The organism is Methylobacterium sp. Leaf117 (assembly GCF_001422985.1).
Taxonomy (GTDB): Bacteria; Pseudomonadota; Alphaproteobacteria; order Rhizobiales; family Beijerinckiaceae; genus Methylobacterium.
In genome coordinates this window covers 538,761-565,432 of sequence record NZ_LMNL01000034.1, presented here as the reverse complement: position 1 = coordinate 565,432, position 26,672 = coordinate 538,761, and the positions used below count along the sequence as shown (strand labels likewise).

Here is a 26,672-nt window from a genome sequence, read left to right as displayed (position 1 = left end):
TCCCGCACCGTTTCTCGATCCGAAGGCGCCGCGTCGAGGCGCCCCAACTCTCCGGACGGACACTGAACCATGGCAACCGATATCGTCGTCCCGACCCTGGGCGAATCCGTGAGCGAGGCCACCATCGGTCGCTGGTTCAAGAAGCCGGGCGACACCGTGGCGGCCGACGAGCCGCTGGTGGAACTCGAGACCGACAAGGTCACCCTCGAGGTCAACGCACCGGCGGCGGGCGAACTCGGCGAGATCCTGGCCAAGGACGGCGAGACGGTGGAGCCCGGCGCGCTCCTCGGCTCGATCGTCGAGGCCACCGGCGGCGCCAAGGCGGCCCCCAAGAAGGCCGAGGCGCCGGCTCAGGAGAGCAAGAAGGCCGAGGCGCCGGCCCAGGAATCTTCCGCCGGCTACGGCAATCACGGCGACGCCGCGCCCCCGGCGGCCCGCGAATCCGGCGATCATGGCCCGGCGGTCGCCAAGATGGCGCGCGAATCCGGCATCGATCCGTCGACCCTTAATGGAACCGGCAAGGACGGCCGCGTGACCAAGGGCGACATGCTGGAGGCCACCGCCAAGGGGCCCTCCGCCGGGCCCTCCGCCCTCCCGGCGGCCGCTCCCGCCAAGGAGGCCAGGCCGGCCGCTCCGCGCGCACCCTCGAAGCCCGACGATGCGGCGCGCGAGGAGCGCGTGCGCATGACCAAGCTGCGCCAGACCATCGCCCGCCGTCTCAAGGACGCGCAGGACACCGCCGCGATGCTGACGACGTTCAACGACGTCGACATGTCGGCCGTGATGGCGATGCGGAGCCAGTACAAGGACATCTTCGAGAAGAAGCACGGCACCAAGCTCGGCTTCATGGGCTTCTTCACCAAGGCGGTGATCGGCGCCCTCAAGGACGTACCGGCGGTCAATGCCGAGATCGACGGGCAGGACCTCGTCTACAAGAACTACTATCACATCGGCATCGCCGTCGGCACCGATAAGGGCCTCGTGGTCCCGGTGGTGCGCAACGCCGACGACCTGTCGATCGCCGGCATCGAGAAGACCATTGCGGGCTTCGGCAAGAAGGCCCGCGACGGCAAGCTCTCGATCGACGAGATGCAGGGCGGCACCTTCACGATCACCAACGGGGGCATCTACGGGTCGCTGATGTCGACCCCGATCCTCAACGCGCCGCAATCGGGCATCCTCGGCATGCACCGCATCGAGGAGCGTCCCGTCGTGCGGGGCGGCAAAATCGAGGCGCGGCCGATGATGTACCTCGCCCTGTCCTACGATCACCGCATCGTCGACGGGAAGGAGGCCGTGACCTTCCTCGTGCGCGTCAAGGAGGCGCTGGAGGATCCGGCACGCCTCGTGCTCGACCTCTAAGGCCCGGCAGCTGCCGTCCGCCGGCCGCGCCCCCGCGCGGCCGGACGCTTCCGCGCGCTTCGTCCATCGATGGTGGGGCATGACCCGCCGCCCAATCCAGCGAGTCAGAACTCCATGTCCTACGATCTCGTCGTCATCGGCACCGGCCCCGGCGGCTATGTCTGCGCCATCCGGGCGGCCCAGCTCGGTCTCAAGACCGCGGTGGTCGAGAAGCGGGCCACCCACGGCGGCACCTGCCTCAATGTCGGCTGCATCCCCTCGAAGGCGCTGCTGCACGCTTCGGAGGCCTTCGAAGAGGCCTCCAAGCACTTCGCCGACATGGGCGTCATGGTCAGCACGCCCGAACTCGACCTCGCCAAGATGATGACGTTCAAGCAGGACGGCGTCGACGGCAACACCAAGGGTGTCGAGTTCCTGCTCAAGAAGAACGGCATCGATGCCTACCGGGGCACCGCCCGTCTGGCCGGCGCCGGTCGCGTCGAGGTGCTGTCCGAGGACGGCGGCAATCAGCTTCTCGAGACGAAGAACGTCGTCATCGCCACGGGCTCGGACGTCACCAAGCTCCCCGGCGTCACCATCGATGAGACGGTCGTGGTCTCCTCCACGGGCGCGCTCGCCCTGGACAAGGTGCCGGGCAAGATGCTGATCATCGGCGCCGGCGTCATCGGCCTCGAACTCGGCTCGGTCTGGCGCCGCCTCGGTTCGGAGGTCACCATGGTCGAGTATCTCGACCGCATCCTGCCCGGCATGGACGGCGAGGTCGGCAAGCAGTTCCAGCGCATCCTCGGCAAGCAGGGCATCCAGTTCAAGCTGTCCTCGAAGGTGACGGGCGTCGCGGTCGCGGACGGCGCCGCCACCGTCACGGTGGAGCCCGCCGCCGGCGGCGAGGCCGAGACGCTGCAGGCCGACGTGGTGCTCGTCGCCATCGGCCGCGTGCCCTACACCGAGGGCCTCGGCCTGGAGACGGTGGGGGTCGGCCTCGACAACAAGGGTCGCATCCAGACCGACAGCCACTATGCCACCAACGTGACGGGCATCTACGCCATCGGCGACGTCATCGCCGGGCCGATGCTGGCGCACAAGGCCGAGGACGAGGGCGTAGCGGTGGCCGAGCTGCTGGCCGGCCAGTCGGGCCACGTGAATTACGGCGTGATCCCGAACGTGGTCTACACCTATCCGGAGGTCGCCTCGGTCGGGAAGACCGAGGAGGAGCTGAAGAAGGACGGCATCGCCTACAACAGCGGAAAATTCCCCTTCACCGCCAACGGTCGCGCCAAGGTCAACCACACCACGGACGGCTTCGTGAAGATCCTGGCCGACGCCACCACCGACCGGGTTCTCGGCGTGCACATCGTCGGCGCCGATGCGGGCAACCTCATCGCGGAGGTCGCGGTGGCGATGGAGTTCGGCGCCTCCGCCGAGGATGTGGCCCGCACCTGCCACGCCCATCCGACCCTGACCGAGGCGGTCAAGGAAGCGGCGTTGGCGGTGGGCAAGCGCGCGATCCACATCTGAGACCGGGTCGATCCGGCCGCTGCGATCCGGCCGTTCCGATATTGGGCGTCGGGTTCCGGGCCTGCTGCCCTGGTGGCGGCCGATCCGGGGGCTGGCACGCCATCACGTCGACGGCCCAGGCGCGGCTGACCCATTCGGGGCGGAATCGATGTGCGCAGGCGGCCCCGCGATGTGATTGACAGGCCGGGATGCGTGCGACCTCTGGCAGAGCCGTCGGGCGCAGGGAGAAACATCATGAAGGTCGTCGCGGATCTGTGCATCGTCCCGATGGGCGTCGGCCCCTCGGTTTCGCCCTACGTGAAGGAGATCAAGGCGGTCATCGACGCCAGTCCCCTTCAGGCGGAGATGCATGCCAACGGCACCAATATCGAGGGCGAACTCGGTGACATCTGTGCGCTGATCGAGGCCTGCGAGGCCCGGCTCAGCGAACTCGGCGTCCAGCGGGTCTTCTTCACGATGGCGTTCTCGTCGCGGCGCGACAAGGTGCAGTCCATGGCGGACAAGCTGACGGCGGTGCTCTGAGCGTCGCCCGCCATGGCCGGGACGCTTAGGGCTTCGCCCCAGCCGGTTTCGGCTGATCCAGCCTCTCGCCTGCCACGCATTCCCGCAGGAAGGTGTCGCGGCCCGCTCCCGTGAGCCCGTTCTTGTCGGCTTGCGTCGCGCAGACCGCCTCGCCGCGCGCCGCGTTGGTCGAGGCCGCTGGCGGATGGCTGGAGGCCGCCGGCGCTCGCTCAGATGCTGGCGGGGCTTGACCCGCAGCCGGCGTCGCCAACCCGAGGGCGAGGAGCAGCAGCAGGCTCTGTCGAGATGCCATGAAGGGTCCTTCCGTCCGGTTCGGTCCGCGTCGACTGGGCAACGCGGCCGAGCGGCCGCTTGATCCGTGGAGCAAACGGCCCGTGAAAGTTCGTAACCGCATGGCACCCCGGTGGACGGAGGAAGAATTAACCGCCGTTGGGCGATGAAAGAGCCCTGTCGACGGATGTCATTCTTCCGTCAAAGGCGCTCCCTGCTGGATCAACGATGGATGTCAGGGTCCTGACGATGCCAAAGCGACCTATCCTGACGCGGCGATTTCGGTGGACCCACTCGGCCCGATGGCTGAGTACGATCAATTTGCTTTCGGTGATCGGGCTCTGTGCCGTGTCCGCTTTCATGCTCTGGCAGATGCGCCTCGATGCGGCGCGGCGCTCGGAGGTCACCTCGCGCAGCCTGGTGCAGGTTCTTGGGCGCGACATCGCCCGCAACATCGAACTCTACGATCTTTCGCTCCGCTCCGTCGTCGACGGCCTTAAGTTGCCCGAACTGGCACAGGCCGACCCCGAACTCCGGCAGATGATCCTGTTCGACCGGGCGGCCACCGCCGAGAATTTCGGCCACACCCTCGTGTTCGACCGGACCGGCAAGCTCATCATCAGCTCGCGCTCTCTCAATCCGGAGCCGCTGAACTACGCCGACCGCGAATATTTCCAGTACCACGCCACCCATCCGGGCAACGGCCTGCACATCAGCCAGCCCCTGGTCTCGCGTCTGACGGGACGGCGCGTGCTGATCATCAGCCGGCGCCTGTCGGACCCGGACGGCACCTTCGCGGGCGTGGTCCTCGGCTCGATCTACCTCGATTATTTCCGCCAGCTGTTCGCGGCCGTCGGCGCCGATCACGCCGGGACCGTGACCCTCTACGGACCGGGCGGCGCCATCATCATGCGCGAGCCGTACGACGAGACCGTGATCGGCCAGAGCGTTTCGGCGACGGACAGCTACCGGAAATTCTTCGATACGGACCGGGACAGCTTCAGCGGACCTGCGATGGTGGGGGAGGGCACCCGCGACTTCGTATTCACGAAGGTCGGGGACCTGCCGCTCCATCTCAGCATCGCCGTGACTCCGGCGCAGGTCTACGCGGACTGGTGGCACCGTGCCCTGGGCCTCGGCGCCGTGGTCCTCAGCCTGTGCGCCACCACCGTGGTGCTCACGGGCCTCCTCCGTCGCGAATTGCGCCAGCGCAGGGCTGCGGAGCGGGCCGCCCACGAACTCAACATCCAACTGGAGAAGCTCGCCACCACCGATGCCCTGACGGGTCTGGCCAACCGGCGACGGTTCGACGACGTGCTCGGCCGCGAGTGGCGCCGCGCCATTCGTAACCAGGTGCCCCTCGCGCTGCTCGTGATGGATGCCGACAACTTCAAGGGCTTCAACGATCGCTACGGCCACCAGAGGGGCGACGAGGCCCTGAGGCTGATCGCCCGCTCGATCGAGGCCAGCATCGGCAGCCAGGCGGACACGGCCTGCCGGATCGGCGGTGAGGAGTTCGCCGTCCTTCTGCCCGAGACCGATGCGGCGGGCGCCGAAGTCGTCGCGAACCGCATCCGCGAGGCCGTTCTGGGCTGGAAGGTGCCCCATGCGGGGAGTCCGAACGGCGTGCTCACGGTCAGCATCGGCGTGGCGCAGATCCCGGAAACGCGTGCCGCCGACCCCGCGGGCTTCGTCGAGGCGGCCGACCAGGCGCTCTATGGCGCCAAGGCGAACGGGCGCAACCAGATTCAGGTCTACGGCCGGGAGGTGACGGCGCCCCGCGCAATGACGGGCTGACGACCCGGCTCGACCCCTGGGGTACCGTTGCGCCGAGGGCGAACGGAAGGGAGCCAAAACCGGTCTCGCGCGCTTGACGTCTATGCGGTGCGATCCGGCGGGCCGCATGCGGCGAACGCCCTGTCGGCGAGCGCCCTCTCCCTCAAGCGAGGCTTCGCCGACGCGACACCTCGCCCACGCGAACCGAAGTGAATGTCATGCGGACCCGATCGAAAATCGGCCTCGCGGCCCTGGCCGTCGTCCTCCTCGGCGGCGCAGCCTTCGTGCGCTTCATCGTCTTCCCCGAACAGGCGACGCTCGAAGCCTCGGCGGGGCAGGGGGCGAGCCCGACCCTGCCCGCCCCCAACCCGACCCTGATGCCGACGGTGAACATCGCCCGCGTGGCACGCTGGGAGAACGGCGCCAAGCCGCAGGCCGCCGCCGGACTTCAGGTCGCGGCCTATGCGGAGGGGTTCGACCATCCGCGCTGGATGGCCCTGCTGCCCAACGGCGACGTGCTGGTGGCGGAGGCGAACAAGCCCCAGACCGACGATCCCTCGACCGGGATCGCCGATTGGGTGGCCGACAAGGTCAAGAGCCTGGCCGGGGCGGGGGTGAAGAGCCCCGACCGTATCGTCTTGCTGCGCGACGCAAACGGCGACGGCGTCGCCGAGGAGCGCCACGTCTTCCTGAAAGGCCTGCACTCGCCCTTCGGCATGGCGCTGGTCGGCAACGATCTCTACGTCGCCAATGCGGACGCCCTGGTGAAGGTACCCTATCAGCCGGGCCAGACCGAGATCACCGCGACCCCCGAGACGGTCGTCGACCTGCCGTCCGGCATCAATCACCACTGGACCAAGAACGTCATCGCCAGCCCGGACGGCCAGCGGCTGTACGTCACCGTCGGCTCGAACAGCAATGTCGGTGAGAACGGCCTCGACAAGGAGACGGGCCGGGCGGCGATCTGGGAATACACGATCGCGACGAAACAGATGCGTGAATACGCGACCGGCCTGCGCAACCCCAACGGCCTCGGTTTCGAACCCACGACCGGCACCCTGTGGACGGTCGTGAACGAGCGGGACGAGATCGGCAGCGACCTCGTGCCGGACTACATCACCTCCGTGCGCGAGGGCGGGTTCTACGGCTGGCCCTACAGCTACTGGGGCAACCACGTGGATGAGCGTGTGCAGCCGCAGAAGCCCGACCTCGTCGCCAAGGCGATCGCGCCGGACTACGCGGTCGGCACCCACACGGCCTCCCTCGGCCTCGCCTTCTCGCCGGCGAGCAGCCTGCCGGAGGCTTCGAAGAGTGGCCTGCCGGAGGCTTCGAAGAGTGGTCTGCCGGAGGCTTCGAAGAGCAGCCTGCCGGAGGCTTGGAAAACCGGTCTGTTCGTGGCCCAGCACGGCTCGTGGAACCGCCGGCCGAAGAGCGGCTACAAGGTGATCTACGTGCCCTTCCGGGACGGCAAGCCCGCCGGGACGCCGGTCGACGTGCTCACCGGCTTCCTCAATGCCGACGAGAAGGCGCAGGGGCGTCCGGTGGGCGTCATCCTGGACAAGACCGGGGCACTGCTCGTCTCGGACGATGTCGGCAAGACCATCTGGCGGGTCAGCGGCGCCAGCCAGACCCAGTAGCGGCCTGGGCGATCGTCCGCCTCTCGCCCGGCCGCGAACGAACGCGGCCGGTTCGGGTTGACCCGACGGGGGCGGCGGTTCCGCCGGTGCCCCGTTCATCGAGCAGCGAAAGTCTTCATGACCGAGACGAAGACCGATCCTTCGCGGCGTGCCCTCGTCGGCGGCCTCTCCGCCGGCATGGTGGCCGCCCTCGGGAGTGCGGCCGGTGCCCAGGAGCAAGTGGCCCAGACCGATACGTCCCCCAATCCGCCCCGGAGCTATCCGCGGCCGCCCTTCGAGCGGCAACAGCAGGATTGGCCGGGCCTCGCGAGCCGGATGGTGCCGCGCCCGGACCACGGCGAGACGACCTACAAGGGCTCCGGCCGGCTCGCCGGCCGCAAGGCCCTGATCACCGGCGGCGATTCCGGAATCGGCCGCGCCGCCGCCATCGCGTATGCCCGCGAGGGCGCGGATGTGGCCATCAACTACCTGCCGGCCGAGGAGTCGGATGCGGCCGAGGTGGTGGCGCTCATCGGCCAGGCGGGACGCAAGGCGGTGGCGCTGCCCGGCGATATCCGCGACGAAGCCTTCTGCCAACGCCTCGTGGCCGATGCGGCCCGGTCCCTCGGCGGCCTCGACATCCTGGTCAACAACGCCGTCTACCAGAAATCGCAGGTTTCGATCCTGGACATCACCACCGAGCAGTTCGACCAGACCTTCAAGACCAACGTCTACGCGATGTTCTGGATCACCAAGGCGGCGCTCGCCCATCTGGGCCTCGGGGCGGCGATCATCAACACCGCGTCGGTGAACGCCTACGAGCCCTCCGAGACCCTGCTCGACTACGCCGCCACCAAGGCGGTGATCGTGAACTTTTCCAAGGCGCTCGCCAAGCAGCTGGCGCAGAGCGGCATCCGGGTGAATGCCGTCGCCCCCGGACCGTTCTGGACCCCGCTCCAGGTCTGTGGCGGCCAGCCGCCCGAGAAACTGCCGGGTTTCGGCAAGGATACGCCGATGGGGCGCCCGGGCCAGCCGGCGGAGCTGGCGGGCATCTACGTCCTCCTCGCCTCCCATGAGGCGAGCTACTCGACGGGGCAGGTCTTCGGCGCCGTGGGGGGACGCGGCGGCCCGTAGCGCGCAGGGGAGGCCGGATCGTTGGCGGACGGAGAAGGCGTGATGAACAAGGCCTATGGTGTGCAGGTGACGGTGATTCCGGCGGGTGCGGGGGAAGCGACCGTGGCGCCGGTGATCGTCGTCGCCCGCGACGAACAGGACGCGGCGCTCGTGGCCGCCGAGGCGGCGGGCTCGGGTGCCCAAGCCGAAACCCTGCGGGAACTGAGCACCGAGGAGATCGCCGAGCACGGGCTCGATCTCCACGCGCATGGCAGCCTCAAGGCCCTGCCCCTGCTGCGACTGTGACCGCAGGGGGCCGCCCGGCGCGCGGCTGAACATCCCCTGCGGCTCGCGGGTTGGACCCCGAGAGTCGACGTTGGACCCCACCCCGAACGGTTCGACGGGCTTGAACGGTTCGACCCCAGGGAGCCCCGATGACCGCGAACCCCGCCATGCTGGACCAGAGCCGCGACGCCACCCCCCTGCCGCGCGCGTCCGGCTTCGACAGCACCCTGGCGCTGCTGGCCGAGGGCTACGCCTTCATCCCGAACCGCTGCCGGGCCCTCGGCACCGACCTGTTCGCGACCCGCCTGATGCTGAGCCCGGTGCTCTGCATGTCCGGTGCCGAGGCCGCGCGCCATTTCTACGACGATCACCGCTTCACCCGACGACACGCCCTTCCGCCGACCGCGTTCGCGCTGATCCAGGACCACGGCAGCGTGATGGTGATGGACGGGGAGGCCCACCGCCGGCGCAAGGCGATGTTCCTCTCGCTCGTCGGCCCCGAGGCGCTGCGCCGCCTCGCCGACCTGACGGTGGGGCATTGGCGGGCGGCCGCTGCCCGCTGGGCGCGGCAGGACGCGGTGATCCTCCTCGACGAGGCGCATGCCGTGCTGACGGCGGCGATCAGCGAATGGGTCGGCCTCCCCCTGGATTCGGGCGAGACCCGCGACCGGGCGACCGAGTTCGCCGCCATGATCGCCGGCACGGGGGCGGTCGGTCCCCGCAACTGGCGCGGTCATCTCTACCGCGCCCGGACCGAGCGATGGGCGCGCCGGGTCATCACCGAGATCCGCGACGGGCGGCGGGCGGTGCCGGAGGGTGCGGCCCGCACCATCGCCGAGCATCGCGACCTCCAGGGCCGCCTCCTCGACGTGAAGACCGCCGGGGTCGAGCTGATCAACGTGCTGCGGCCGACCGTGGCCAATGCCCGCTACGTCGTGTTCGCCGCCATGGCGCTCCGGGACAACCCTGCCTGTCGCGAGGCCCTGCGCGGAGCCGATCCGGGCGCCCTGGCGCGCTTCACCTTCGAGGTCCGCCGCGTCTACCCCTTCATCCCGTTCATCGGCGGCCGGGTGCGGGAGCCGTTCACCTGGCGCGGCCATGCGTTCCAGGCCGGAGCCTGGGTGCTGATGGACCTCTACGGCACCAACCACGATCCCCGCCTGTGGCCCGAGCCGGACCGGTTCGATCCCGAGCGCTTCCGCGACGCGCCGCCCGGCGCCTTCGACCTCGTTTCCCACGGCGCCGGCTCGGCCGCGACCGGCCATCGCTGCCCGGGCGAGGGCATCACCCAGATTCTGGTCGAAACCCTGACCGATCAACTGGCCAACGGGATGACGTACACGATCCCACCGCAGGACCTGACCCTCGACCTCGCGAACATCCCCGCCCGCCCGCGTAGCGGGCTCGTGCTGCGGGACGTGCGGCCGGTCTAGCCGCCATCCGACTGGTCATGGGGCGCGCTTGCTCTCGGCAGGGGCCCGACGGACAGGAGATTCCGGTACAACGGGCGAGGCCGGCGAAAGTGCTTGAGAGGACCGCCCGGCAATAGAATGAGCGTCACTGGACCGTCGTCTTGCGTCGTCGCGGCGGATCGACTGAGTATCCTCGTTCGTTTCCAGTCCGAGTGGTATTATGATATTATCAAATATCAATCCGGCGATGATTATAAAGTAATCGCTTGTCATTAAAATTCTAACGCGATAACTGAAAAAATTGTCGCGGAATTCATCACCGGTCCGCGTCGGGATGCCGCCGGAAGGCATGCTTCGATGATCGCGATGGGAGTTCCGATGATGTCCGGTATCATGATCGAATCCGTCATTCCCCACGAGAAGGTCGAGACTTCGACTATCGTCATCATCGATCCTCGAATTTTGTTCCGGGAAAGTCTGCTCTGCCAGATCCAGATGAAGGGCGACGCGCCGAACGTCCTTGGAGTCTGCACGGTCACGCATTGGCAGCAGGTGGCGCCGGCGCATCCGGGCGCCTCCGTCATCGTCATCGCGGCGACCCACCGCCGCGTCGCCCAGATGCGGAGCGAGTTGGACACCCTGGCCATCATCAGCCCGGGCGTCCCCGTGATTCTGTTGTCCGAGATCGAGGACGATCATCAGGTCACTGAGGCGATGCGCCGGGGCTTGCGCGGCTTCATTCCGATGACGAGTTCGCTGAAGGTGGCCCAGAGCGCCATCGCGCTCGTGCTGGCGGGGGGGCGCTTCGTACCTTCCGAACTCCTGTGCGCGATCCCGGCACCGCAGGTACCGGAGCCGCGCGGAGCCGATGCGGTCCGGCTCACGGAGCGCGAGGCGGCCGTGCTCGGCGGCCTGCAGATCGGCAAGCCGAACAAGGTGATCGCCTATGAACTCAACATGTGCACCAACACCGTGAAGGTTCACGTGCGCAACATCATGAAGAAGCTTCAGGCCAAGAACCGGACCGAGCTCGCCTACCTGGTCAACACCCGCGGCGTGGTGGCGGGCGAGCGAAGCGCAGCAATGCGGGTTCCGCCATCGCAGCCGGATTAAAGTGCGCCCTGTAACGTGCCTAGATGTCCTGAAATCAAACCTTGAAATCGAGCGTATGCGTAGACGCCGGCCCTTGTGGAGACTTCGCGTTACGGCATAGATTCTGGGCAACAATCATTTTCGACGACCCCGATCCGACAGGGCGCATCGTCCTGTGTGAACGGAAGCGCTGGCTGCCGAGGCCATCCTCGAGCCGGCCTTCCGTCAGTACGAACGGGAACGCGCATATCGCCGTGCCATACGCCCGAGAAACGAAGGCGGGGCGCGCAGGGGAGGAACGATGAGCGACGCATCCGACGCCGTGCGGCGGACGAGGTCCGTGGTGCGCGCGCCGCAGAGCTTCGTGGCCGGCCTCGGGCTGGTCCTGCTCGGGATGTTCGGCCTCTGGGCCGCGAGCGATCTGCCGCGGGGCACCCTCGGCGCCATGGGACCCGGCATGCTGCCGCATTGGGTGGCGATCGGCGTCGCCGCCTGCGGAAGCGTTCTCGCCGTGACGGGCCTCGCCCGCGAAGGGGCAGGCCTGCAGACCACAGGCCTGCGCGGCCCCCTCACCGTCGTGCTGGCCATCCTGGCCTTCGCGATCACGATCCGGCCCTTCGCCCTCGGCTCCGTTGCCAGTCCGGGCCTCGGTCTCATCGTTGCGGGACCGCTCGCGGTGATCATCGGAGGCTATGCGACTCCCGAGGCGCGCTTTCGCGAACTTCTCATCCTGGCCCTGCTCCTCACCGCCGGATGCATGCTGCTGTTCGGCGACCTGCTCAACCTGCCCATTCCCATCTTCCCCACCGCCCTCATCGAGGCGGCGAGCGGGACGATTCCGTCGCGCGTCATGCTGCGGCTCGCGGCCGGTGCGCTCGCCCTGGCGGGACTGGGCCTGCTCGCCCTGGAGCGCCGCTCCACCCGCCGGAGCCGGACCGACGTCGCCCCGCACGCGATGACGACCTGATCGGGAGCGCGGCACGTGACGGATCTCCTCGCCAATCTCGGCCTCGGTTTCGCCGTCGCGCTGAGCCTTCAGAACGTGACGCTCTGCTTCCTGGGTTGCCTCGTCGGCACGCTGATCGGGGTGCTGCCCGGCGTCGGGCCGATCGCCACCATCGCCATGCTCCTGCCGATCACCTTCGGGCTCGATCCCGTCGGCGCCCTGATCATGCTCGCAGGGATCTATTACGGGGCGCAGTACGGCGGCTCCACCACCGCGATCCTCGTCAACATCCCGGGTGAGGCGACTTCGGTCGTCACCACCCTCGACGGGCACCAGATGGCGCGCCAGGGCCGGGCCGGCGTGGCGCTCGGCATCGCCGCCATCGGCTCGTTCTTCGCCGGCACCGTCGCCACCCTGCTGATCGCGGCCCTCGGCGCACCGCTGACCCGCCTCGCGCTGATCTTCGGGCCGGCGGAGTATTTCGCCCTGATGGTGATGGGGCTCGCCTTCGCGGTCGTCCTCGCGCACGGCTCCGTGCTCAAGGCCGTGGCCATGATCCTGGTCGGCATCCTGTTCGCCACGGTGGGCACCGACCTCGAGACCGGCCAGGAGCGGATGACCTTCGGCTTCGGCTTCCTGACCGACGGCGTCGACTTCTCGGTGCTGGCGATGGGCCTGTTCGGGGTCGCCGAAATCCTGCGCAACCTCGACCAGACCGAGACCCGAGAGATCGCCCGGGCGCGGATCGGCCGCCTGCTGCCGAGCTGGGCGGACCTGCGGCAGGCGGCCCCCTCGGCGCTGCGCGGAACCGCGATCGGGTCGATCCTCGGCATCCTGCCCGGCAACGGCGCCGTGCTCGGCCCCTTCGCGGCCTACACGATCGAGAAGCGGCTCGCCCGCGATCCGAGCCGGTTCGGGCGCGGGGCCATCGAGGGCGTCGCCGGCCCGGAGAGCGCCAACAACGCCGGCGCGCAGACGGCCTTCATTCCACTCCTCACCCTCGGCATTCCGCCCAACGCCGTGATGGCGCTGATGGTCGGCGCGATGACGATCCACGGCATCGTTCCGGGTCCCGGCGTGATGACCAAGAACCCCAACCTGTTCTGGGGCATGATCGCGTCGATGTGGATCGGCAACCTCATGCTGCTCGTCATCAACCTGCCGCTCGTCGGCATCTGGGTGCGCCTGCTGAAGGTGCCCTACAGGCTGATGTTCCCCGCGATCCTGATGTTCTGCTCCATCGGCATCTACTCCATCAATGCGCAGCCGACCGACGTGATGCTGATCGCGGCCTTCGGGGTGTTCGGATACGGGCTGATCAAGTTCGGCTTCGAGCCCGCGCCGCTCCTGCTGGGCTTCGTCCTGGGCAAGCTGATGGAGGAATACCTGCGCCGCGCCCTCACCCTGTCGCGCGGCGACGCCCTGGTGTTCCTCGAGCGCCCGGTCAGCGCAGTGCTGTTCCTCGTCACCTTCACCATCCTGGCGGCGGCGCTGCTGCCGTCGCTGCGACGAAGCCGCGACGCGGTGTTCACGGAGGCCTGACGGCGTGGACGCCTCGGCGTCTTGCGGCAACGGGTTCGACAACCAGAAACCAGAAGGATGAGGAACATGAGACGGGCACTCGCCATCGGCCTCCTGTCGGCACTCGGTGCGTTCGGTGCCGCCGCCGACACCTATCCCCAGCGCCCGATCACCATGGTGGTGCCCTTCGCGGCCGGCGGACCGACCGACGTGGTGGCGCGGATCGTCGCCGAACCGATGTCGCGCGCGTTGGGCCAGCAGGTCGTCATCGAGAACGTCACCGGGGCCGGCGGCACCACCGGCATCACCCGCGCCGCGCAGGCCGCGCCCGACGGCTACACCATCATGATGGGCCACATGGGCACGCACGGCGCCGCGCCGGCCCTGTTCAAGGGCTTGAAATACGATCCGGCCAAGAGCTTCGATCCGATCGGCCTCGCCGCCGGCACGCCGATCGTCATCGTCGCCAAGAAGAGCTTCCCGGCCCAGGACCTCAAGGGCTTCATCGAGGTGCTGAAGGCCCGCGGCCCCGCGACCAACCAGGCTCATGCGGGCGTCGGCTCCGTCTCGCATTCGACGGGCGTGCTGTTCAATTCCCTCGCCGGCGCCAAGCCCACGCTCGTGGTCTATCGCGGCACGGGGCCTGCGCTGAACGATCTGATGGCAGACCAGGTCGACTTCATGACCGATCAGATCGTCAACGTCGCGCCTCAGATCGCCGGCGGGACGATCAAGGCCTACGCCATCGCCACGCCCGAGCGCTCCCCGAGCCTGCCCGACGTGCCGACGACGAAGGAGGCGGGCCTGCCCGGCTACGAGGTCAGCGCCTGGAACGCCGTGTTCGCGCCGAAGGGCCTGCCGGCGGATGTCAGGGCCAAGCTCACCGCCGCCCTCGACAGCGCGCTCAAGGACCCGGCCACGACCAAGCGCATCCTCGATCTCGGCGGTACCGTGCCGAAGGAGGTCGAAGCGGGTCCCGCCGCCCTGCAGGCACTGGTCGAGCGCGAAGTGGCGCGGTGGACGCCCGTGCTCCGCTCCGCCGTCGAAGCCAATCCCTGACACGTCTTCGGGGCCGGCCTCCCGTCCGGGGGGCCGGCTCTTTCAACACGTCGGTTGCCCTTCTGCGCACGGGCGTCCAGGACAACGGGCGCCGGCACGGGACACCACCGCTTCACCGGGCCGGAGCATCAGAGGCGCCTGATCGTGGATTCCTACCTTACCTCCTCCTTCCTGCTGTCGCTCCTCCAGATCGTCTGGATCGACATCATCCTGTCGGGCGACAATGCGGTGGTCATCGCCATGGCCTGCCGAGGCCTGCCCGAGCGGCAGCGGCGGATCGGCGTCTTCGCGGGCGCCTTCGCGGCGGCCCTGCTGCGGATCTTCTTCGCCGTCATCATCTCGCAGTTGCTGGCGGTGCCGCTGCTGAAGGTTCTGGGCGGACTCATCCTGCTGCACATCGCCGTCAAGCTGGTGCGCGGTGAGGAGGAGGACGAGAGCGCCGTCAAGGAGCATTCCAGCCTGCCCAAGGCGATCTGGACCATCGTGGTGGCGGATGCCGTGATGAGCTTCGACAACGTCGTGGCGGTGGCGGGCGCAGCCAAGGGGCACGACGAGCTCTTCATCATCGGCCTCGCCTTGTCGGTGCCGCTCCTCGTGGTCGGCGCCAGCCTGATCACCCGGCTGATCGACCGGTTCCCGATCCTGATCTGGTTCGGCGGCGGATTGCTCGGCTGGGTGGCCGGCGAGATGATCGCCACGGATCGGCTCGTTCAGCAGCAGATGGTCGTGGTGCTGCCCGCAGGCCTGCAGGGGGCCGTCCCGCACGCGATGGGCGTCCTCGGGGCCGCGCTGGTGGTCGGCATCGGCCTCCTTCTCAAGCGCAAGTCCGACAGGGCCATCGCGCAGCAGCAGGCCGCAGCGGTGGGCCGGGCAGAGGCGGACGTGCTCGGCAGCTGATCGATCGAGACTTATGTTCCGATCGAGGTTTGCGTTCCGATCAAGACTTGCGTCGTTTCGGCGGGAATTGATCGACTCGGCGCGGCGACAGGTGACGGGTCAAAAGAAAAGCCCCGCCTTCGAGGGGCGGGGCCGATCGGTTCGGTCGTGTGGGTCCGCTGATGCGGGCCGGGGGACGGGCCGTCAGGCCGCCAGCTTCACCGCGGAGGCCGGAACGTTGTCGTTCACGATCGCCAGTTCGCCGGCCGAAATGACGGACGCAGTGCTCTTCGGGGTCAACCGATCGGCCACGAAGGCCACGAGCGCGATGTTGGCGGTACCGGCGGCGACGACGAGAAGCAGGGTGAGCATGAAGGTTATCCCGAGAAGCGTTTGCGTTGACGCTGATATGACGCTTCTCGCCCAAAACTGGTATGCCAGATACGTTATGCCAGATATACCAGTCCTGCATGGATGAGGATGCGAACCGGTCAGGTCGAAGTATCTTGCATTATGGTTCTTAGACTTCATGTCCGAGACAGCAATATTATGCCGCGCGCTGTCACCGTGTCATCGGACCTCCGGAGCCTGCCTCGACGGCCGTTCGCGCGCCCGACGAACACGTGATGGGCGAACAGAGCGCGGTATGGCACCCGAGGCGGACCTGACGAGTTTTCCTGCCGGTCTTGCACGAAGGCGGTGCCGTGCCGGATTGGATTGAACACACGATCTGGTGGCAGGTCTTCCCGCTCGGCTTCGTCGGCGCCGAGCCCGAGACTGCAGCGGGTGCTCCCGTCGTGCATCGCCTGGGTCACCTGCAGGCCTGGCTCGACTATGCCGTCGAGCTCGGCGCCACGGGACTTGCGCTCGGGCCCGTCTTCGCCGCCTCCACCCACGGCTACGACACGGTCGATCCCTTCCGGGTCGATCCCCGCCTCGGCGACGAGGCCGATCTCGTTGCCCTGATCGAGGCCGCGCATGCGCGGGGCCTGCGCGTGCTCCTCGACGGCGTCTTCAACCATGTCGGACGCGCGCATCCCGCCTTCCAGGAGGTTCTGCAGCAGGGCGAGCGAGCACCCAGGGCCGGGTGGTTCAAGCTGTCCTGGCCGCATGGCGGTCATCCGGGCGCGGAGCCGGACTACGCCTGCTTCGAAGGGCACCGGCAACTCGTGACGCTGAATCACGACGCGCCCCCAGTGGCCGATTACGTCGTCTCCATCATGACGCACTGGCTCGCCCGCGGCGTGGATGGCTGGCGCCTCGATGCGGCCTACGCAGTGCCGCGGCGATTCTGGGCTGACGTCCTGGGCCGCGTGCGGTCGGCCCACCCGGACGCCTACCTGCTCGGCGAGGTGATCCACGGCGATTACGCCGCCCTCGTGCGCGACACCGGCCTGGATGCCGTGACCCAGTACGAGCTTTGGAAAGCCATCTGGAGCGCGCTCAACGACCGTAACCTGTTCGAACTCGCCCACGCGCTCGACCGCCACATCGCCTTTCTCGATACGTTCGTGCCGCTCACCTTCGTGGGCAACCACGACGTTACGCGGATCGCCAGCCGTCTCGTGGATGAGCGTCACCTCCCCCATGCCCTCGCGATCCTGCTCGTCTGCGGCGGCACGCCTTCGATCTATGCAGGTGACGAGCAGGCCTTCCGCGGCCTGAAGGAAGATCGCATCGGCGGGGACGATGCGATCCGGCCGGTTTTTCCGGACACGCCGGCCGATCTCGCCCCCTTCGGCTGGCCGATCTACCGGCTGCACCAGACGCTGATCGGCCTGCGCCGCCGCCATGCCTGGCTGCACCGCGCCCGCACGCGGACGCTTCACCTGACGAACACCCAGCTCGTGCTGTCGGTCGGCGACGGAACGCGACGCCTTCTCCTCGCCCTGAACCTCGCCGAGGACGCGGCGGTCGTTCCGGCGCCGGACGCCCGCTCGGTGGAAGCCGGAGAGGCTGTCGTGACGGACGCCGGAACACGGGATGCGCGGGCGAGTCTCGGACCCCACCGCTGGGCCGTGCTGGCCGTCTGACGACCTCGCGAACGGCCTGCGCGTGACAGAACGCTCGGCGCGAGACGGCGCGGATGCGTGCGTGGTTTGCGAACCGGCCGCGGTCCCGTATCCACGGTGTCGGTATCGGAACCCCGGGGCGGCTGTGGAAGAGGCGTTTCATCGGTGGATTGCGGCGTCCGGGTCGATCCGATCCAACGTCCTGATGGGGATCGGTCTGGCGTCGGCGCTTCTGCTGACGATCCACGTGCTTCTGCACAAGCGCGAGGTCGGCACGGCCATCGGGTGGATCGGACTGGCTTGGCTCGCGCCCCTCTCCGGGTCCGCGCTGTACCTGCTGTTCGGCATCAACCGCGTCACCCGCCGCGCACGACAGCTCGCGGTGCCCCCCTCGGCGCCGGCGCAGACGGAGCCGCCGCAGGCACCCACGATCGCCCCGGCCTTTCGGGCGCTCGACCACGCCGTTCGACACATCACGCGCCTGCCGCTGGTGGCGGGCAACGCCGTCCGCCTGCTGCGGAACGGCGACGAGGCCTATCCGGCGATGCTCGACGCCATCGGCCGCGCGCAGCGGTCCGTGGCCCTGTCGAGTTACATCTTTCGCAATGACCGGACCGGGGCGGCCTTCTTCGACGCCCTCGTCGCCGCGAAGGCCCGGGGCGCCGAGGTCCGCGTGCTGATCGACGGCATCGGCGGCGGCTACTTCCGGCACCCGATCTACCGGCGCCTGCGGGGGGCCGGCGTGCCGGCCGCCCTGTTCATGCACTCGGCCCTGCCCTGGCGCATGCCGTTCCTGAACCTGCGGACGCACACCAAGCTCCTCATCGTCGACGGCGCGACCGCCTTCACCGGCGGGATCAACATCGCGGACGAGAACCGCGTCGGCTGGCATCCTCCGAACCCGGTCCGCGACACCCACTTCCGCATCGAAGGGCCGGTCGTCCGGCAGCTCGCGGGCGCCTTCGCCCGAAGCTGGATGTTCGCCGCGGGCGAGGATCTCCACGGCGACCGCTGGCAACCCGCCCCGGCCAGCGACAGCACGGCCTTGGCCGGCGGCACGGCGGCTTTGGCCGGCGGCACGATGGCCCGGGTCGTGACCTCCGGGCCGGATGCCGACATCGAGAAGATCGAGCACGTGGTGCTGCATGCCCTCAACGGGGCACAGCGCAGCATCCGGCTCGTCACACCCTACTTCCTGCCGAGCGAAGTGCTGACGATCGCGCTCCTGCTCGCGGCGACCCGGGGCGTCGGCGTGGACGTCATCATTCCGCGTGCCAGCAACCACCGGTTCGTGGATTGGGCCACCCGTGCCCATGTCGGCCCGCTGCTGGATCACGGCGTCCGGATCTGGCTGAACGATCCGCCCTTCGAGCATTCCAAGATGCTCGTCGTCGACGAAACCTGGTGCTTCGTCGGCAGTGCGAACTGGGACATGCGGAGCTTCCGCCTGAACTTCGAACTCAACCTGGAGCTCTACGACCCGGCTTTGGCAACCGAGCTCGGCCGGTCCATGCAGGCGAAGATGACGACCCGCCTGGAATGCGCCGAGCTGACCGGTCGCAGCCTACCGGTCCGGCTCCGGGACGCGAGCGTGCGGCTGTTGCTGCCCTATCTCTAACCCCCCGATCTCTTATCTCTGCCCCGCCCCGGGATCGGATCGTGTCTGGGGAGCGCGGTTCGACGGCGCACGAATCCGCAGCTCGCCCGGGCAGGGGTGACGTCGAAGCGCGGAATCGGTCGCCCCCGCCGTGCCGCCCGCTCGGGCGGGCATCACGAGGGCTGTGCCGCCGCGTGCTCTGCCAAGGGACGCGCATGGAACCAGGCGCCGCCGAGATGGGGCGCCGACGACACCACGTCCCGCCGTGATCGTCCGATGACGGCGACGCCGCGTGCGGAATGCGGAACGCCCTCGTCGAGGCGGAGAGACCGGTTCGATCCCGGTCTCCCGCCTGTTCGACGCCGTCCGGCCGCCTCAGGCAGCCTTCACCGCCGTCAGGAACGTGCCGACCTCCTGGCGGAGGCTTTCCGAATGGTACGAGAGCGCCTGCGCCGCGCCGAGCACCTGAGTCGCCGCCGTGCCCGTCGAATCGGCGCCGAGGCGCACGTCGTCGATGCTGCCGACGACCTGTCCGGTCCCGTTGGCCGCCTGCTGCACGTTTCGGGCGATCTCCTGGGTCGCCGCCCCCTGCTGCTCCATCGCGGCCGCGATGGCGTTCGAGGCCGCCGCCATTTGCCCGATCGTGCTGCCGATGGCCTGGATGGCCGCGACGGAATCCTGCGTGACGGCCTGGATGGACGCGATCTGCCCGGCGATCTCCTCCGTCGCGCGCGTGGTCTGACCGGCGAGCTCCTTCACCTCGGAGGCGACGACGGCGAAGCCCCGTCCGGCCTCGCCCGCCCGGGCCGCCTCGATAGTGGCATTCAGCGCCAGGAGATTCGTATGTCCGGCGATCTTGTTGATCATCGCGACGACGGTCTCGATCCGCTCGGCCGCACTGGCGAGCTGCCGGACCAGCCCATCCGTCCGGCGCGCCTCGTCGGCCGCCTGCTGGGCGATGCGGGCCGACTGACCGGCCTGCTGCGTGATCTCCTGGATCGACGCGGACATCTCCTCGGTGGCCGCGGCGACGGTCTGGACATTCGCCGAGGTCTGTTCGGCCGCCCGCATCGCGCCGGTGGATTGCCGGGTCGTCTGCTCCGCGGTGCCTGCCATGCCCTGGGCCGTGGCCTCCATCTCCGTGGCGGCGCCGGCCAGACCCTGCGTGAGAACGGAGACATTCGATTCGAACGCCTTCGTCAGGGCGTCGAGCTGGTCGGCACGCCGCGTCTTCGCGGCCGCCTCCTCGGCGGCCGCAGCGTCGGCCTGCTCCTTGGCGATGAGCGCGTCCTTGAAGACCTGCACCGCCCGCGCCATGGCGCCGAGCTCGTCGGCGCGGCGGGCACCCGGCACGATCACGCCGTGATCCCCCGCGGCGAGGCGCTGCATCGCGCCGGTCATGGCCGTCACCGGCCCGGACACGCCGCAGCCGACGCGCCAGGCGAGCAGCCCCCCGATGACCAGGGCGACGGCTCCGATCCCGATCACCCGCTGGCTCAACTCGCTCGCATCCTCGGTCATCACCGTCATGATCTGGCGCTGCTCCTGGACTGCCCGTTCCCGGGTCTCCCGGCCGAGGCCGATCAGCCCGTCGCCGGTCTGCTTCAGGGCCTGATAAGCGACCTCGACGTCATTGGCCCCCTGCAGGACGCCGTCCAGGGCGGCCTTGAAGGCTGCGACCTTTGCATTCGCCACCTTGAGGGAGGTCTGGAGCAGTCCGGCCTCGTCGAGCTGGGACAACGCCTGCAGCTCCCGGGTGTAGCGCCCGAACTCGACCGTGGCGGTGCTGGCATCCGCCGGGTTGTTGCTGGAGCGGAACAGATAGACGGCGCTCATACTGGCCTGGAGCGCCCGATCGGCGCGAAAGGTCGCGGCGGCGAGACCCGGCTCTGGCGCGGCGCGCTGCGCCATCGCGTAACCGGCGTTCGAGAGCGTGGCACCGAGCTTCACCAGGTCGCCGAGGGCGGCTTTCCGCTTCTGCATCACGCTTACCAGGGCATCGGCGCCGGTGACGTAGTCGAGAGCCCGGTTCCGGACCGCCGCGTCCCGGCCGTCCGCCTGTTGGCCGGCAATCTCCGCCTTGAGGGCGGCGAGACCGGTCTTGAGGTCGCTCAACATCTCGCCCTGTTCCGTGCGCATGTAGTTGAGCACCAGGCGCCGCGCCCCGTTGAGGCGCAGCTCGAACGCGCTCGCCTCCTCGGCCGCCTGCATGCGGGCGCCGGTGGCCTCGATTTCGGCGTTGAGCACGCTGACGCTGCGGAAGGTCATGAGCGCGGACACGGTGAGGAGCAGCAGCACCACGCCGAAACCCGCGAGAATGCGCTGGGAGACCGAGAGGCGGTCGAGGCGGAGGAGGGAGTCGAGGCGGAGAAGGGAGTCCGGACGGAGAAGGGACATGGGCGGGAGCCTCGAAAGCTTTAGCGGACGGACTTGATCTGGCGGATCGTTTCGGCGCCGAACCTGGCGCTGAATCCGGCGGTCGCGGATTGCAGGCTCTGTTCGAAGGCGGCGCGATCGACGGAGGCGACCACGTTCATCCCAGCCTTGCGCAGTTCGTCCACCCCCTCCCGCTCCGCGCGCCCGGCCGCCTCGCGGGAGACCTGGCCCGCAGCCCGGGCAGCCTCGGTGAAGGCCTTCTGCTCGGCAGGGCCGAGGGCGTCCCAGGCCGTCTTCGACATGACGATGACGGCCCAGGAATAGACGTGACCACTGAGGGTCAGGTGCTTCTGGACCTTCTCGAAGCGCGAGGCCGAGATGACCGCGATCGGGTTTTCCTGCCCGTCGAACTGCCCGGATTGCAGGGCGCCGTAGAGTGCCGGGAAGGCCAGCGGCTCCGCCTTCATCCCGAGGCTGCGAAAGCCCGTGAGCATGATGTCCGATTGCGGCACCCGCATCGAGAGGCCCTTCAGGTCCTCCGGGTTCGTGACCGGATGCTTCGAATTGGTGATGTGGCGCATGCCGTTCTCGCCCCAGGCGAGCGCGACCATGCCCTTCTGCTGGAACTTCTTCAGGTAATCCTGCCCGACGGGGCCGTCGAAGACGGCGTGGGCATGGCCGGCATCGCGGAACAGGAACGGGATGTCGAAGACCCCGAATTCGGGGATGATGCTGGAGAAGGGCGCACTGGTGATGAAGGCGATGTCGAGGTGCCCCAGGCGAAGCTCCTCCGCCATCTCGACCTCGCCACCGATGGTGCCGTTCGGATACAGCTCGACGCGGGTGGTGCCGCCGGTGCGCTTGGCGACGTCCTTGGCAAAGCGCTCCGCCCCCGCCCCGAGTTGCGAAGTCTGGGCGAAGAGGAAGCCGAGCCGCAGAACGCGCTCCTCGGCCTGCGCCCGGGTGATGGTCAAGATCGAGCAGAGCCCGACGATCGTTGCTGCAACTCTGAGACGTCCAGGCACCGGCGTATCCTATGCGATAGTCGTCGGGTGCTTAAATGCCTGCGCTTAAAAGATCATTGACAGCGCCGGTGCCGAAGCTGGCCTTCGAGCGCTTTCGAACATCTTGAAGCGGACGCTATCCGCTACTTGAGGGGCCCATTCAGCGGGCGAAGGTGCTTGTCGAAAATCTTCGAAGGTGCGTATCGAAGTTCATGGAGGCTTACCCGACCAGCGAGGCCCGCCAGGCCTGCCGCCGCCGAGCATTCCACCGGTGCTTCACGACAACCGCCCGCGCGCCCGACCCCGTGACCTGTGCCTGAGGCTCCCTCGTACCCATCCCATGGTGCGCGAAGGCCTCCACACCCCCGTTGCGCGGAGCCCCCGCATGGGCTACCAGAGCGACACGGTCAGCACCCGTAGCTCAGCTGGATAGAGCGTTGCCCTCCGAAGGCAAAGGTCACACGTTCGAATCGTGTCGGGTGCGCCAATCAAATCAAGCACTTAGCTCTGTTCCGGCGGCTTATCTCACACAGTGAGCCCACACAGCCGTGCTTGTGGACCGTCATGTGCCCTAGCTCGCTGACCTGAAGATGCCCTGCTACCGTAGGACAAGTTGTCCCGGAGCACCCTGTCGATGCGCGCTCTTTCCCTCGTCCTTCCCATCATCCTCGGCCTTGCAGCTCCGGCGCTCGCCCAGACACCAGCCCCATCGGCAGCGCAGAGCGCCCAGCGGGAGCGGATGAAGAGCTGCAACGTCGATGCGGGCTCGCAGAAGCTTGCTGGCAGCGCACGGAAGGGCTTCATGGCCGACTGCCTCGCCGGCAAGACCGCGACACCGGCGAAGGAGCTGACGCCGCAGCAGGCGAAGATGAAAAGTGCAACGCCGATGCCTCGGCCAAGAGCCTGAAGGGCGCGGAACGCAAGACCTTTATGAGCACCTGCTTGAAGGGCTGAAGCCGAGCGCGAACAGCGGCTTCGGGTAACTTCGCGTATTTCGGATGTTCGGCCGCGGAGGTCGAAGCCAGATGGCCGGCCCAGCGGCGCGGTGCCGCTCTGGACGTTCGGGCGATGACGCAGCGGCCCTGCATGCTATCCCTTCCGCATGGCTGATCCACATCCCACGACCGGCGATCTCTACAAGGCGAAGGCCATCCTCGAGGACGAGGTCGTCGCCGCGGTCGACGTGTTCATGCGCGACCCGACCGTGAGCATGTTCCGGTTCAACGACGGGCACAGTCTCGACGTGGCGGCCGCGGTCAAGGCGCACCCATGGGCGAAGGCGACCGTGGCGAACCAGGAGGCCACCGAGCACCTGCGCCGCGCGGCCGTGCGCACCGCGATCCTACTGGCCCGGCCGGAGAAGGCTTGAGTATTGACGCAAACAGCCCTTAGTTGCCTGGGCGGCGCAACTAATCATCGGCTACACGATTGTTAAATCTCGCGGGTGAAATTTTCACTCGTCAGCGAACAGGCACAGTAGCCTGGGCTTTCCAAATGCAACCCGTTTTTTCGCTTGTCCCTATTCGTGTCCACGACCGTAGTATGCCGGCGCAGGCAGCGCTCGCGACCGCCTTATCTCGGATCTATGTGCTGCCTGAAAACGATACTGCTCCGCCACGGTTGCTCGCAGCAATTCAAGCGCTAATCTTGATTCAAGCGTGCGCTGTCGGCAACTCCGTCACCTGCGTGGTGTAGCGCGGGCTGCGCATCTCGAACTTCGTCGACCAAGTGCGCTTCTCCGTCAGGCCGGCCCGGGCCGGCACGACGGCGCCACGGCCGAAGCGTGCGTTGCAGGCGTCCATGGCTGCCATCAGCGGCGCGCTACGCTCACGGTCGAGCTGGCCGATCAGAGCCCGCGGCGCATCCTCCAACGGCTTCAGGTCGGTCGTGACCACGCCGGCCTTGCTGTAGCGCCAGGGACGCTCGCCTGGCGCCTCGCGCCAGGTGCGCGCCACACCCGCCTGCACGGCCTTAATCAGCGCCAGCGTGTTGTTGGTGGCTTCCGGCAGCGTTACGGTGGTGGAGACCGAGCGCATCGGGTCGCCGCGGTCATGCTCGCTCGTGTGGTAGAAGACCGACACATGCGTGGTGCCGAGGCCGCCGCGCCGAAGCTTCTCGCCGAGCCGCGTCGCATGGGCGGCGACCGCTTGCTCCAGGGTCTCGCGCTCGGTGATGCGCCGAGAAAACGAGCGGGTCACCGCGCAGCCCTTGCGCTGGGCCGGCATCAGTTCGAGCGGCAGGCAGGCGAGCCCGCGCAGTTCGTAGATGATGCGCTCCCCCACCACCGTCATGGCCTTGCGCACCGGGCGCGGGTCGAGGTCGCGTAAGTCCGCCACCGTGTCGACGCCGAGGCCGATCAGCTTGGCGAGCGATGCCCGGCCGATGCCCCAGACCTCCGCCACCGAGATCCGGCAGAGCCAGTGATCGTAGGCGACGGGGTCGGTCAGGTCGCACACCCCGTCGAGATCGGGGATCGTCTTGGCGATGTGGTTGGCGAGCTTGGCCAGCGTCTTCGTCGGGCCGATGCCGACGCAGGTCGGGATGCCGGTCCAGGCCCGCACCGTCGCGCGGAGATCCCGCGCGAGCGCCACCCGGTCCCGGTCGCGCACGTCCGAGAGGTCGAGGAAGCTCTCGTCGATAGAGTAGATCTCCACCGCGGGCGAGAAGTCCTGGTAGACCGCGTTCGTACGGGCGCTCATGTCGCCGTAGAGGGTGTAGTTCGAGGAGAAGACCCGCACGCCCTCGCGCTGGCACTGCTGCCGGATCTTGAACCAGGGATCACCCATCTTGATGCCGAGCGCCTTAGCCTCGGCAGTGCGGGCGATGGCGCAGCCGTCGTTGTTGGAGAGCACGATTACCGGCACGCGGGCGAGCTTGGGATCGAACACCCGTTCGCAGGAGCAATAGAAGCTGTTGCCGTCGATCAGCGCGATGGCCCGGCTCATCGCACCAGCCCGGCGCGCGCCACGTGCCAGCGGATCGAGAAGCGCACCACGCCCCAGATCTCGCCCTCGATCAGGTCCTCGACGGCGAAGGCCGGCAGGTCGGGATTGTCGAAGGCGAGGCGCGCGACGTTGCCCTCGATGACGAGGCGCTTCAGGCTCATGGTGCCATCGACGATCGCCACCACGACGCTGCCGTTGCCGGGCTTGAGGCTGCGATCGGCCACCGCCAGATCCCGGTCGAAGATGCCGGCCCCGCGCATGCTGTCGCCGGAGATGTTCCAGGCGAAGGTGGCGGGTGGGTTCGGCGCGAGCCAGCGCGGCAGCTCCAGAGAGCCCTCTAGAAAGTCGTCGGCCGGCGATGGGAAGCCGGCGCAGAGCGCGGCGCCCTGGATCGGGATGCGAACCGTGCTGGCGCCATGAGGCGGCAGCTCCGCGATCTGGAGCAGCTTCATCGGCCGGCGCCTGGGCTAATCGCGCCGTCACGGATGTAGCCCCGCGAGATGAGGCGGCGCTGCTGCGCTGTCTGGCGTTCGGCATCCGCCAGATCGCCGAGCGCATCTTCGACCGCCTGCACGAGGGCGGCCCAGGCGTCGCCGCGCGCGGCGCGATGGTAGGCAAGCGCGATCGTCTCCGCCTCGGTCAGGCGGATGTCCACAGGGGGTTCGTTGGGCTGGGCCTGCATTGCGCGTCCGGCTGCTGTTAGAACACAACGGGAACAAAGCGCATCGCTGGGCGTGGTTCAATCGAAACGGCCAAGCCGAGAAACAGGGCGGTGGACGCCTGTGGAGCGCGGGGTAGAAAATCAATGCCGACGCGGCTTTACCGCTTCCACTGCACGGATGGGCACGATCTCGTCGCCGATCTGCGCGGCCGGCGGCTGCCGACGCTGGCGCTGGTGCGCCTCCAGGCCGAGCGGGTCGCGCTCGAACTGATGATGCACGGCGGGCGCCTCGATTGGTCGGATTGGTGGGTCGAGGTCTACGACCAGAGCGGCCGGGTGGTGCTGGCGAAGCCGTTCACCGAGGTCCGGACTGATCGGCCGGCGGCGCGGGATAGCGAGGACGCGGCGTGACCTCCGGCGAGGTAGCATCAAAGCGACACCGCTCGGAAGCTGCGTCGGTGGCGAGATGCGAGACAGCAATCGGAACCTCTTGGGGCTCGCCTTTGAGAAAGCCCGACTTGAGTTCATTCCGAAGAACGGGGGCGGAGCCGGCGTGCGCTTCAAGGATCGACACCCTGAACCTTGGTAGGCATTCCCGATTTGGAGCTTCGGGAATCGAGGTTCCTTGCCCCAGCGGTAACGGATCCGCGGCATTCTCCTCCGGGGCCTAGTTTAATATCGGCTCGCATGTGAGATGGGCGTCCCACCCCGC

General features: G+C 68.3%; 26 protein-coding genes and 1 tRNA gene. 20 read left to right on the top strand and 7 right to left on the bottom strand.

Features of this window, described 5'->3' with window-relative positions:
- The first annotated feature begins 69 nt into the window (after nt 1–69).
- The 3 genes from odhB (at nt 70) to ASF57_RS17230 (ending at nt 3,399) form a co-directional block, all read left to right on the top strand.
- Nucleotides 70–1,362 (top strand): 2-oxoglutarate dehydrogenase complex dihydrolipoyllysine-residue succinyltransferase, encoded by a 1,293-nt coding sequence (odhB, locus tag ASF57_RS17240; protein WP_056182380.1) that lies wholly within the window; start codon nt 70–72, stop codon nt 1,360–1,362.
- Between the two features lie 114 nt (nt 1,363–1,476).
- On the top strand, nt 1,477–2,877 hold the full coding sequence (lpdA, locus tag ASF57_RS17235) for a dihydrolipoyl dehydrogenase (RefSeq protein ID WP_056485394.1): 1,401 nt from the start codon (nt 1,477–1,479) through the stop codon (nt 2,875–2,877).
- A gap of 234 nt (nt 2,878–3,111) precedes the next feature.
- Nucleotides 3,112–3,399 carry an MTH1187 family thiamine-binding protein gene (locus ASF57_RS17230; RefSeq protein WP_056182372.1) on the top strand — a complete coding sequence of 96 codons (288 nt, stop codon included), beginning with the start codon at nt 3,112–3,114 and terminating at the stop codon, nt 3,397–3,399.
- A gap of 25 nt (nt 3,400–3,424) precedes the next feature.
- Here ASF57_RS17230 and ASF57_RS24995 read toward each other — a convergent pair whose 3' ends face one another.
- Entirely contained in the window at nt 3,425–3,691 is a 267-nt protein-coding gene (locus ASF57_RS24995) for a hypothetical protein (RefSeq protein WP_082504080.1), read from the bottom strand.
- 326 nt (nt 3,692–4,017) lie between these two features.
- Here ASF57_RS24995 and ASF57_RS17225 point away from each other — a divergent pair, with 326 nt between their 5' ends.
- The 10 genes from ASF57_RS17225 to ASF57_RS17180 all read left to right on the top strand — a co-directional run bounded on the left by ASF57_RS17225 (nt 4,018) and on the right by ASF57_RS17180 (nt 15,386).
- Nucleotides 4,018–5,466 carry a sensor domain-containing diguanylate cyclase gene (locus tag ASF57_RS17225; protein WP_162241298.1) on the top strand — a complete coding sequence of 483 codons (1,449 nt, stop codon included), beginning with the start codon at nt 4,018–4,020 and terminating at the stop codon, nt 5,464–5,466.
- A 197-nt stretch (nt 5,467–5,663) separates the two neighbouring features.
- Nucleotides 5,664–7,082: a sorbosone dehydrogenase family protein gene (locus ASF57_RS17220; protein ID WP_056486083.1), complete on the top strand. Its 1,419-nt coding sequence runs from the start codon at nt 5,664–5,666 to the stop codon at nt 7,080–7,082.
- A gap of 117 nt (nt 7,083–7,199) precedes the next feature.
- Entirely contained in the window at nt 7,200–8,195 is a 996-nt protein-coding gene (locus ASF57_RS17215; RefSeq protein WP_056182359.1) for an SDR family oxidoreductase, read from the top strand.
- A 42-nt stretch (nt 8,196–8,237) separates the two neighbouring features.
- The gene (locus tag ASF57_RS17210) at nt 8,238–8,480 is read left to right on the top strand and encodes a hypothetical protein (RefSeq protein WP_056485392.1); all 243 of its coding nucleotides are present in this window, start codon (nt 8,238–8,240) and stop codon (nt 8,478–8,480) included.
- 128 nt (nt 8,481–8,608) lie between these two features.
- Complete coding sequence (locus ASF57_RS17205; protein ID WP_056485390.1) at nt 8,609–9,892, top strand: cytochrome P450; 1,284 nt, start codon at nt 8,609–8,611, stop codon at nt 9,890–9,892.
- Nucleotides 9,893–10,249: 357 nt separating this feature from the next.
- Nucleotides 10,250–10,984 (top strand): response regulator transcription factor, encoded by a 735-nt coding sequence (locus ASF57_RS17200; protein ID WP_162241576.1) that lies wholly within the window; start codon nt 10,250–10,252, stop codon nt 10,982–10,984.
- A 280-nt stretch (nt 10,985–11,264) separates the two neighbouring features.
- A complete protein-coding gene (locus ASF57_RS17195) occupies nt 11,265–11,930 on the top strand; it encodes a tripartite tricarboxylate transporter TctB family protein (protein WP_056182336.1) in 666 nt (221 codons plus the stop codon).
- Between the two features lie 15 nt (nt 11,931–11,945).
- Complete coding sequence (locus ASF57_RS17190; protein ID WP_056485386.1) at nt 11,946–13,451, top strand: tripartite tricarboxylate transporter permease; 1,506 nt, start codon at nt 11,946–11,948, stop codon at nt 13,449–13,451.
- A 66-nt stretch (nt 13,452–13,517) separates the two neighbouring features.
- On the top strand, nt 13,518–14,489 hold the full coding sequence (locus tag ASF57_RS17185) for a tripartite tricarboxylate transporter substrate-binding protein (RefSeq protein WP_082504078.1): 972 nt from the start codon (nt 13,518–13,520) through the stop codon (nt 14,487–14,489).
- 144 nt (nt 14,490–14,633) lie between these two features.
- Complete coding sequence (locus ASF57_RS17180; RefSeq protein WP_056485382.1) at nt 14,634–15,386, top strand: TerC family protein; 753 nt, start codon at nt 14,634–14,636, stop codon at nt 15,384–15,386.
- Between the two features lie 183 nt (nt 15,387–15,569).
- On the opposite strand, the gene ASF57_RS26510 is transcribed toward ASF57_RS17180, so the two are convergent.
- Nucleotides 15,570–15,737 (bottom strand): hypothetical protein, encoded by a 168-nt coding sequence (locus ASF57_RS26510; RefSeq protein WP_200935886.1) that lies wholly within the window; start codon nt 15,735–15,737, stop codon nt 15,570–15,572.
- Between the two features lie 332 nt (nt 15,738–16,069).
- Between ASF57_RS26510 and ASF57_RS17175 the strand changes: the two genes are divergently transcribed.
- Both ASF57_RS17175 and ASF57_RS17170 read left to right on the top strand, forming a co-directional pair.
- Nucleotides 16,070–17,398 carry an alpha-amylase family protein gene (locus tag ASF57_RS17175; RefSeq protein WP_056486080.1) on the top strand — a complete coding sequence of 443 codons (1,329 nt, stop codon included), beginning with the start codon at nt 16,070–16,072 and terminating at the stop codon, nt 17,396–17,398.
- A gap of 124 nt (nt 17,399–17,522) precedes the next feature.
- Nucleotides 17,523–18,995 carry a phospholipase D-like domain-containing protein gene (locus tag ASF57_RS17170; RefSeq protein ID WP_056485380.1) on the top strand — a complete coding sequence of 491 codons (1,473 nt, stop codon included), beginning with the start codon at nt 17,523–17,525 and terminating at the stop codon, nt 18,993–18,995.
- A 354-nt stretch (nt 18,996–19,349) separates the two neighbouring features.
- Here ASF57_RS17170 and ASF57_RS17165 read toward each other — a convergent pair whose 3' ends face one another.
- Together ASF57_RS17165 and ASF57_RS17160 are read right to left on the bottom strand one after the other, a co-directional pair.
- The gene (locus tag ASF57_RS17165; protein ID WP_056485378.1) at nt 19,350–21,371 is read right to left on the bottom strand and encodes a HAMP domain-containing methyl-accepting chemotaxis protein; all 2,022 of its coding nucleotides are present in this window, start codon (nt 21,369–21,371) and stop codon (nt 19,350–19,352) included.
- A gap of 20 nt (nt 21,372–21,391) precedes the next feature.
- Entirely contained in the window at nt 21,392–22,375 is a 984-nt protein-coding gene (locus ASF57_RS17160; protein WP_056485376.1) for a DctP family TRAP transporter solute-binding subunit, read from the bottom strand.
- Between the two features lie 389 nt (nt 22,376–22,764).
- Here ASF57_RS17160 and ASF57_RS17155 point away from each other — a divergent pair.
- The 4 genes from ASF57_RS17155 to ASF57_RS17145 all read left to right on the top strand — a co-directional run bounded on the left by ASF57_RS17155 (nt 22,765) and on the right by ASF57_RS17145 (nt 23,723).
- Nucleotides 22,765–22,841: transfer RNA gene (locus ASF57_RS17155), tRNA-Arg, on the top strand.
- 147 nt (nt 22,842–22,988) lie between these two features.
- Nucleotides 22,989–23,261: a PsiF family protein gene (locus ASF57_RS17150; protein ID WP_244476987.1), complete on the top strand. Its 273-nt coding sequence runs from the start codon at nt 22,989–22,991 to the stop codon at nt 23,259–23,261.
- Nucleotides 23,258–23,308: a PsiF family protein gene (locus ASF57_RS27385; protein ID WP_348528138.1), complete on the top strand. Its 51-nt coding sequence runs from the start codon at nt 23,258–23,260 to the stop codon at nt 23,306–23,308. Before ASF57_RS17150 ends, ASF57_RS27385 begins: the two co-directional genes overlap by 4 nt.
- Nucleotides 23,309–23,456: 148 nt before the next feature.
- Complete coding sequence (locus ASF57_RS17145; RefSeq protein ID WP_056485374.1) at nt 23,457–23,723, top strand: hypothetical protein; 267 nt, start codon at nt 23,457–23,459, stop codon at nt 23,721–23,723.
- Nucleotides 23,724–24,006: 283 nt separating this feature from the next.
- Here ASF57_RS17145 and ASF57_RS17140 read toward each other — a convergent pair whose 3' ends face one another.
- From ASF57_RS17140 to ASF57_RS17130, 3 genes are read right to left on the bottom strand one after another with little or no spacing between them, the layout of a single operon-like run.
- Entirely contained in the window at nt 24,007–25,299 is a 1,293-nt protein-coding gene (locus ASF57_RS17140; RefSeq protein WP_056485372.1) for a Y-family DNA polymerase, read from the bottom strand.
- Nucleotides 25,296–25,751, bottom strand: coding sequence for a S24 family peptidase (locus tag ASF57_RS17135; RefSeq protein WP_056485370.1), 456 nt, complete (start codon nt 25,749–25,751; stop codon nt 25,296–25,298). Before ASF57_RS17135 ends, ASF57_RS17140 begins: the two co-directional genes overlap by 4 nt.
- The gene (locus tag ASF57_RS17130; protein WP_056485368.1) at nt 25,748–25,981 is read right to left on the bottom strand and encodes a hypothetical protein; all 234 of its coding nucleotides are present in this window, start codon (nt 25,979–25,981) and stop codon (nt 25,748–25,750) included. The genes ASF57_RS17135 and ASF57_RS17130 overlap by 4 nt, the downstream gene beginning before the upstream one ends.
- A gap of 123 nt (nt 25,982–26,104) precedes the next feature.
- On the opposite strand from ASF57_RS17130, the gene ASF57_RS17125 reads away from it, so the two are divergent.
- A complete protein-coding gene (locus tag ASF57_RS17125; RefSeq protein WP_056485366.1) occupies nt 26,105–26,371 on the top strand; it encodes a hypothetical protein in 267 nt (88 codons plus the stop codon).
- Nucleotides 26,372–26,672: the final 301 nt, after the last annotated feature.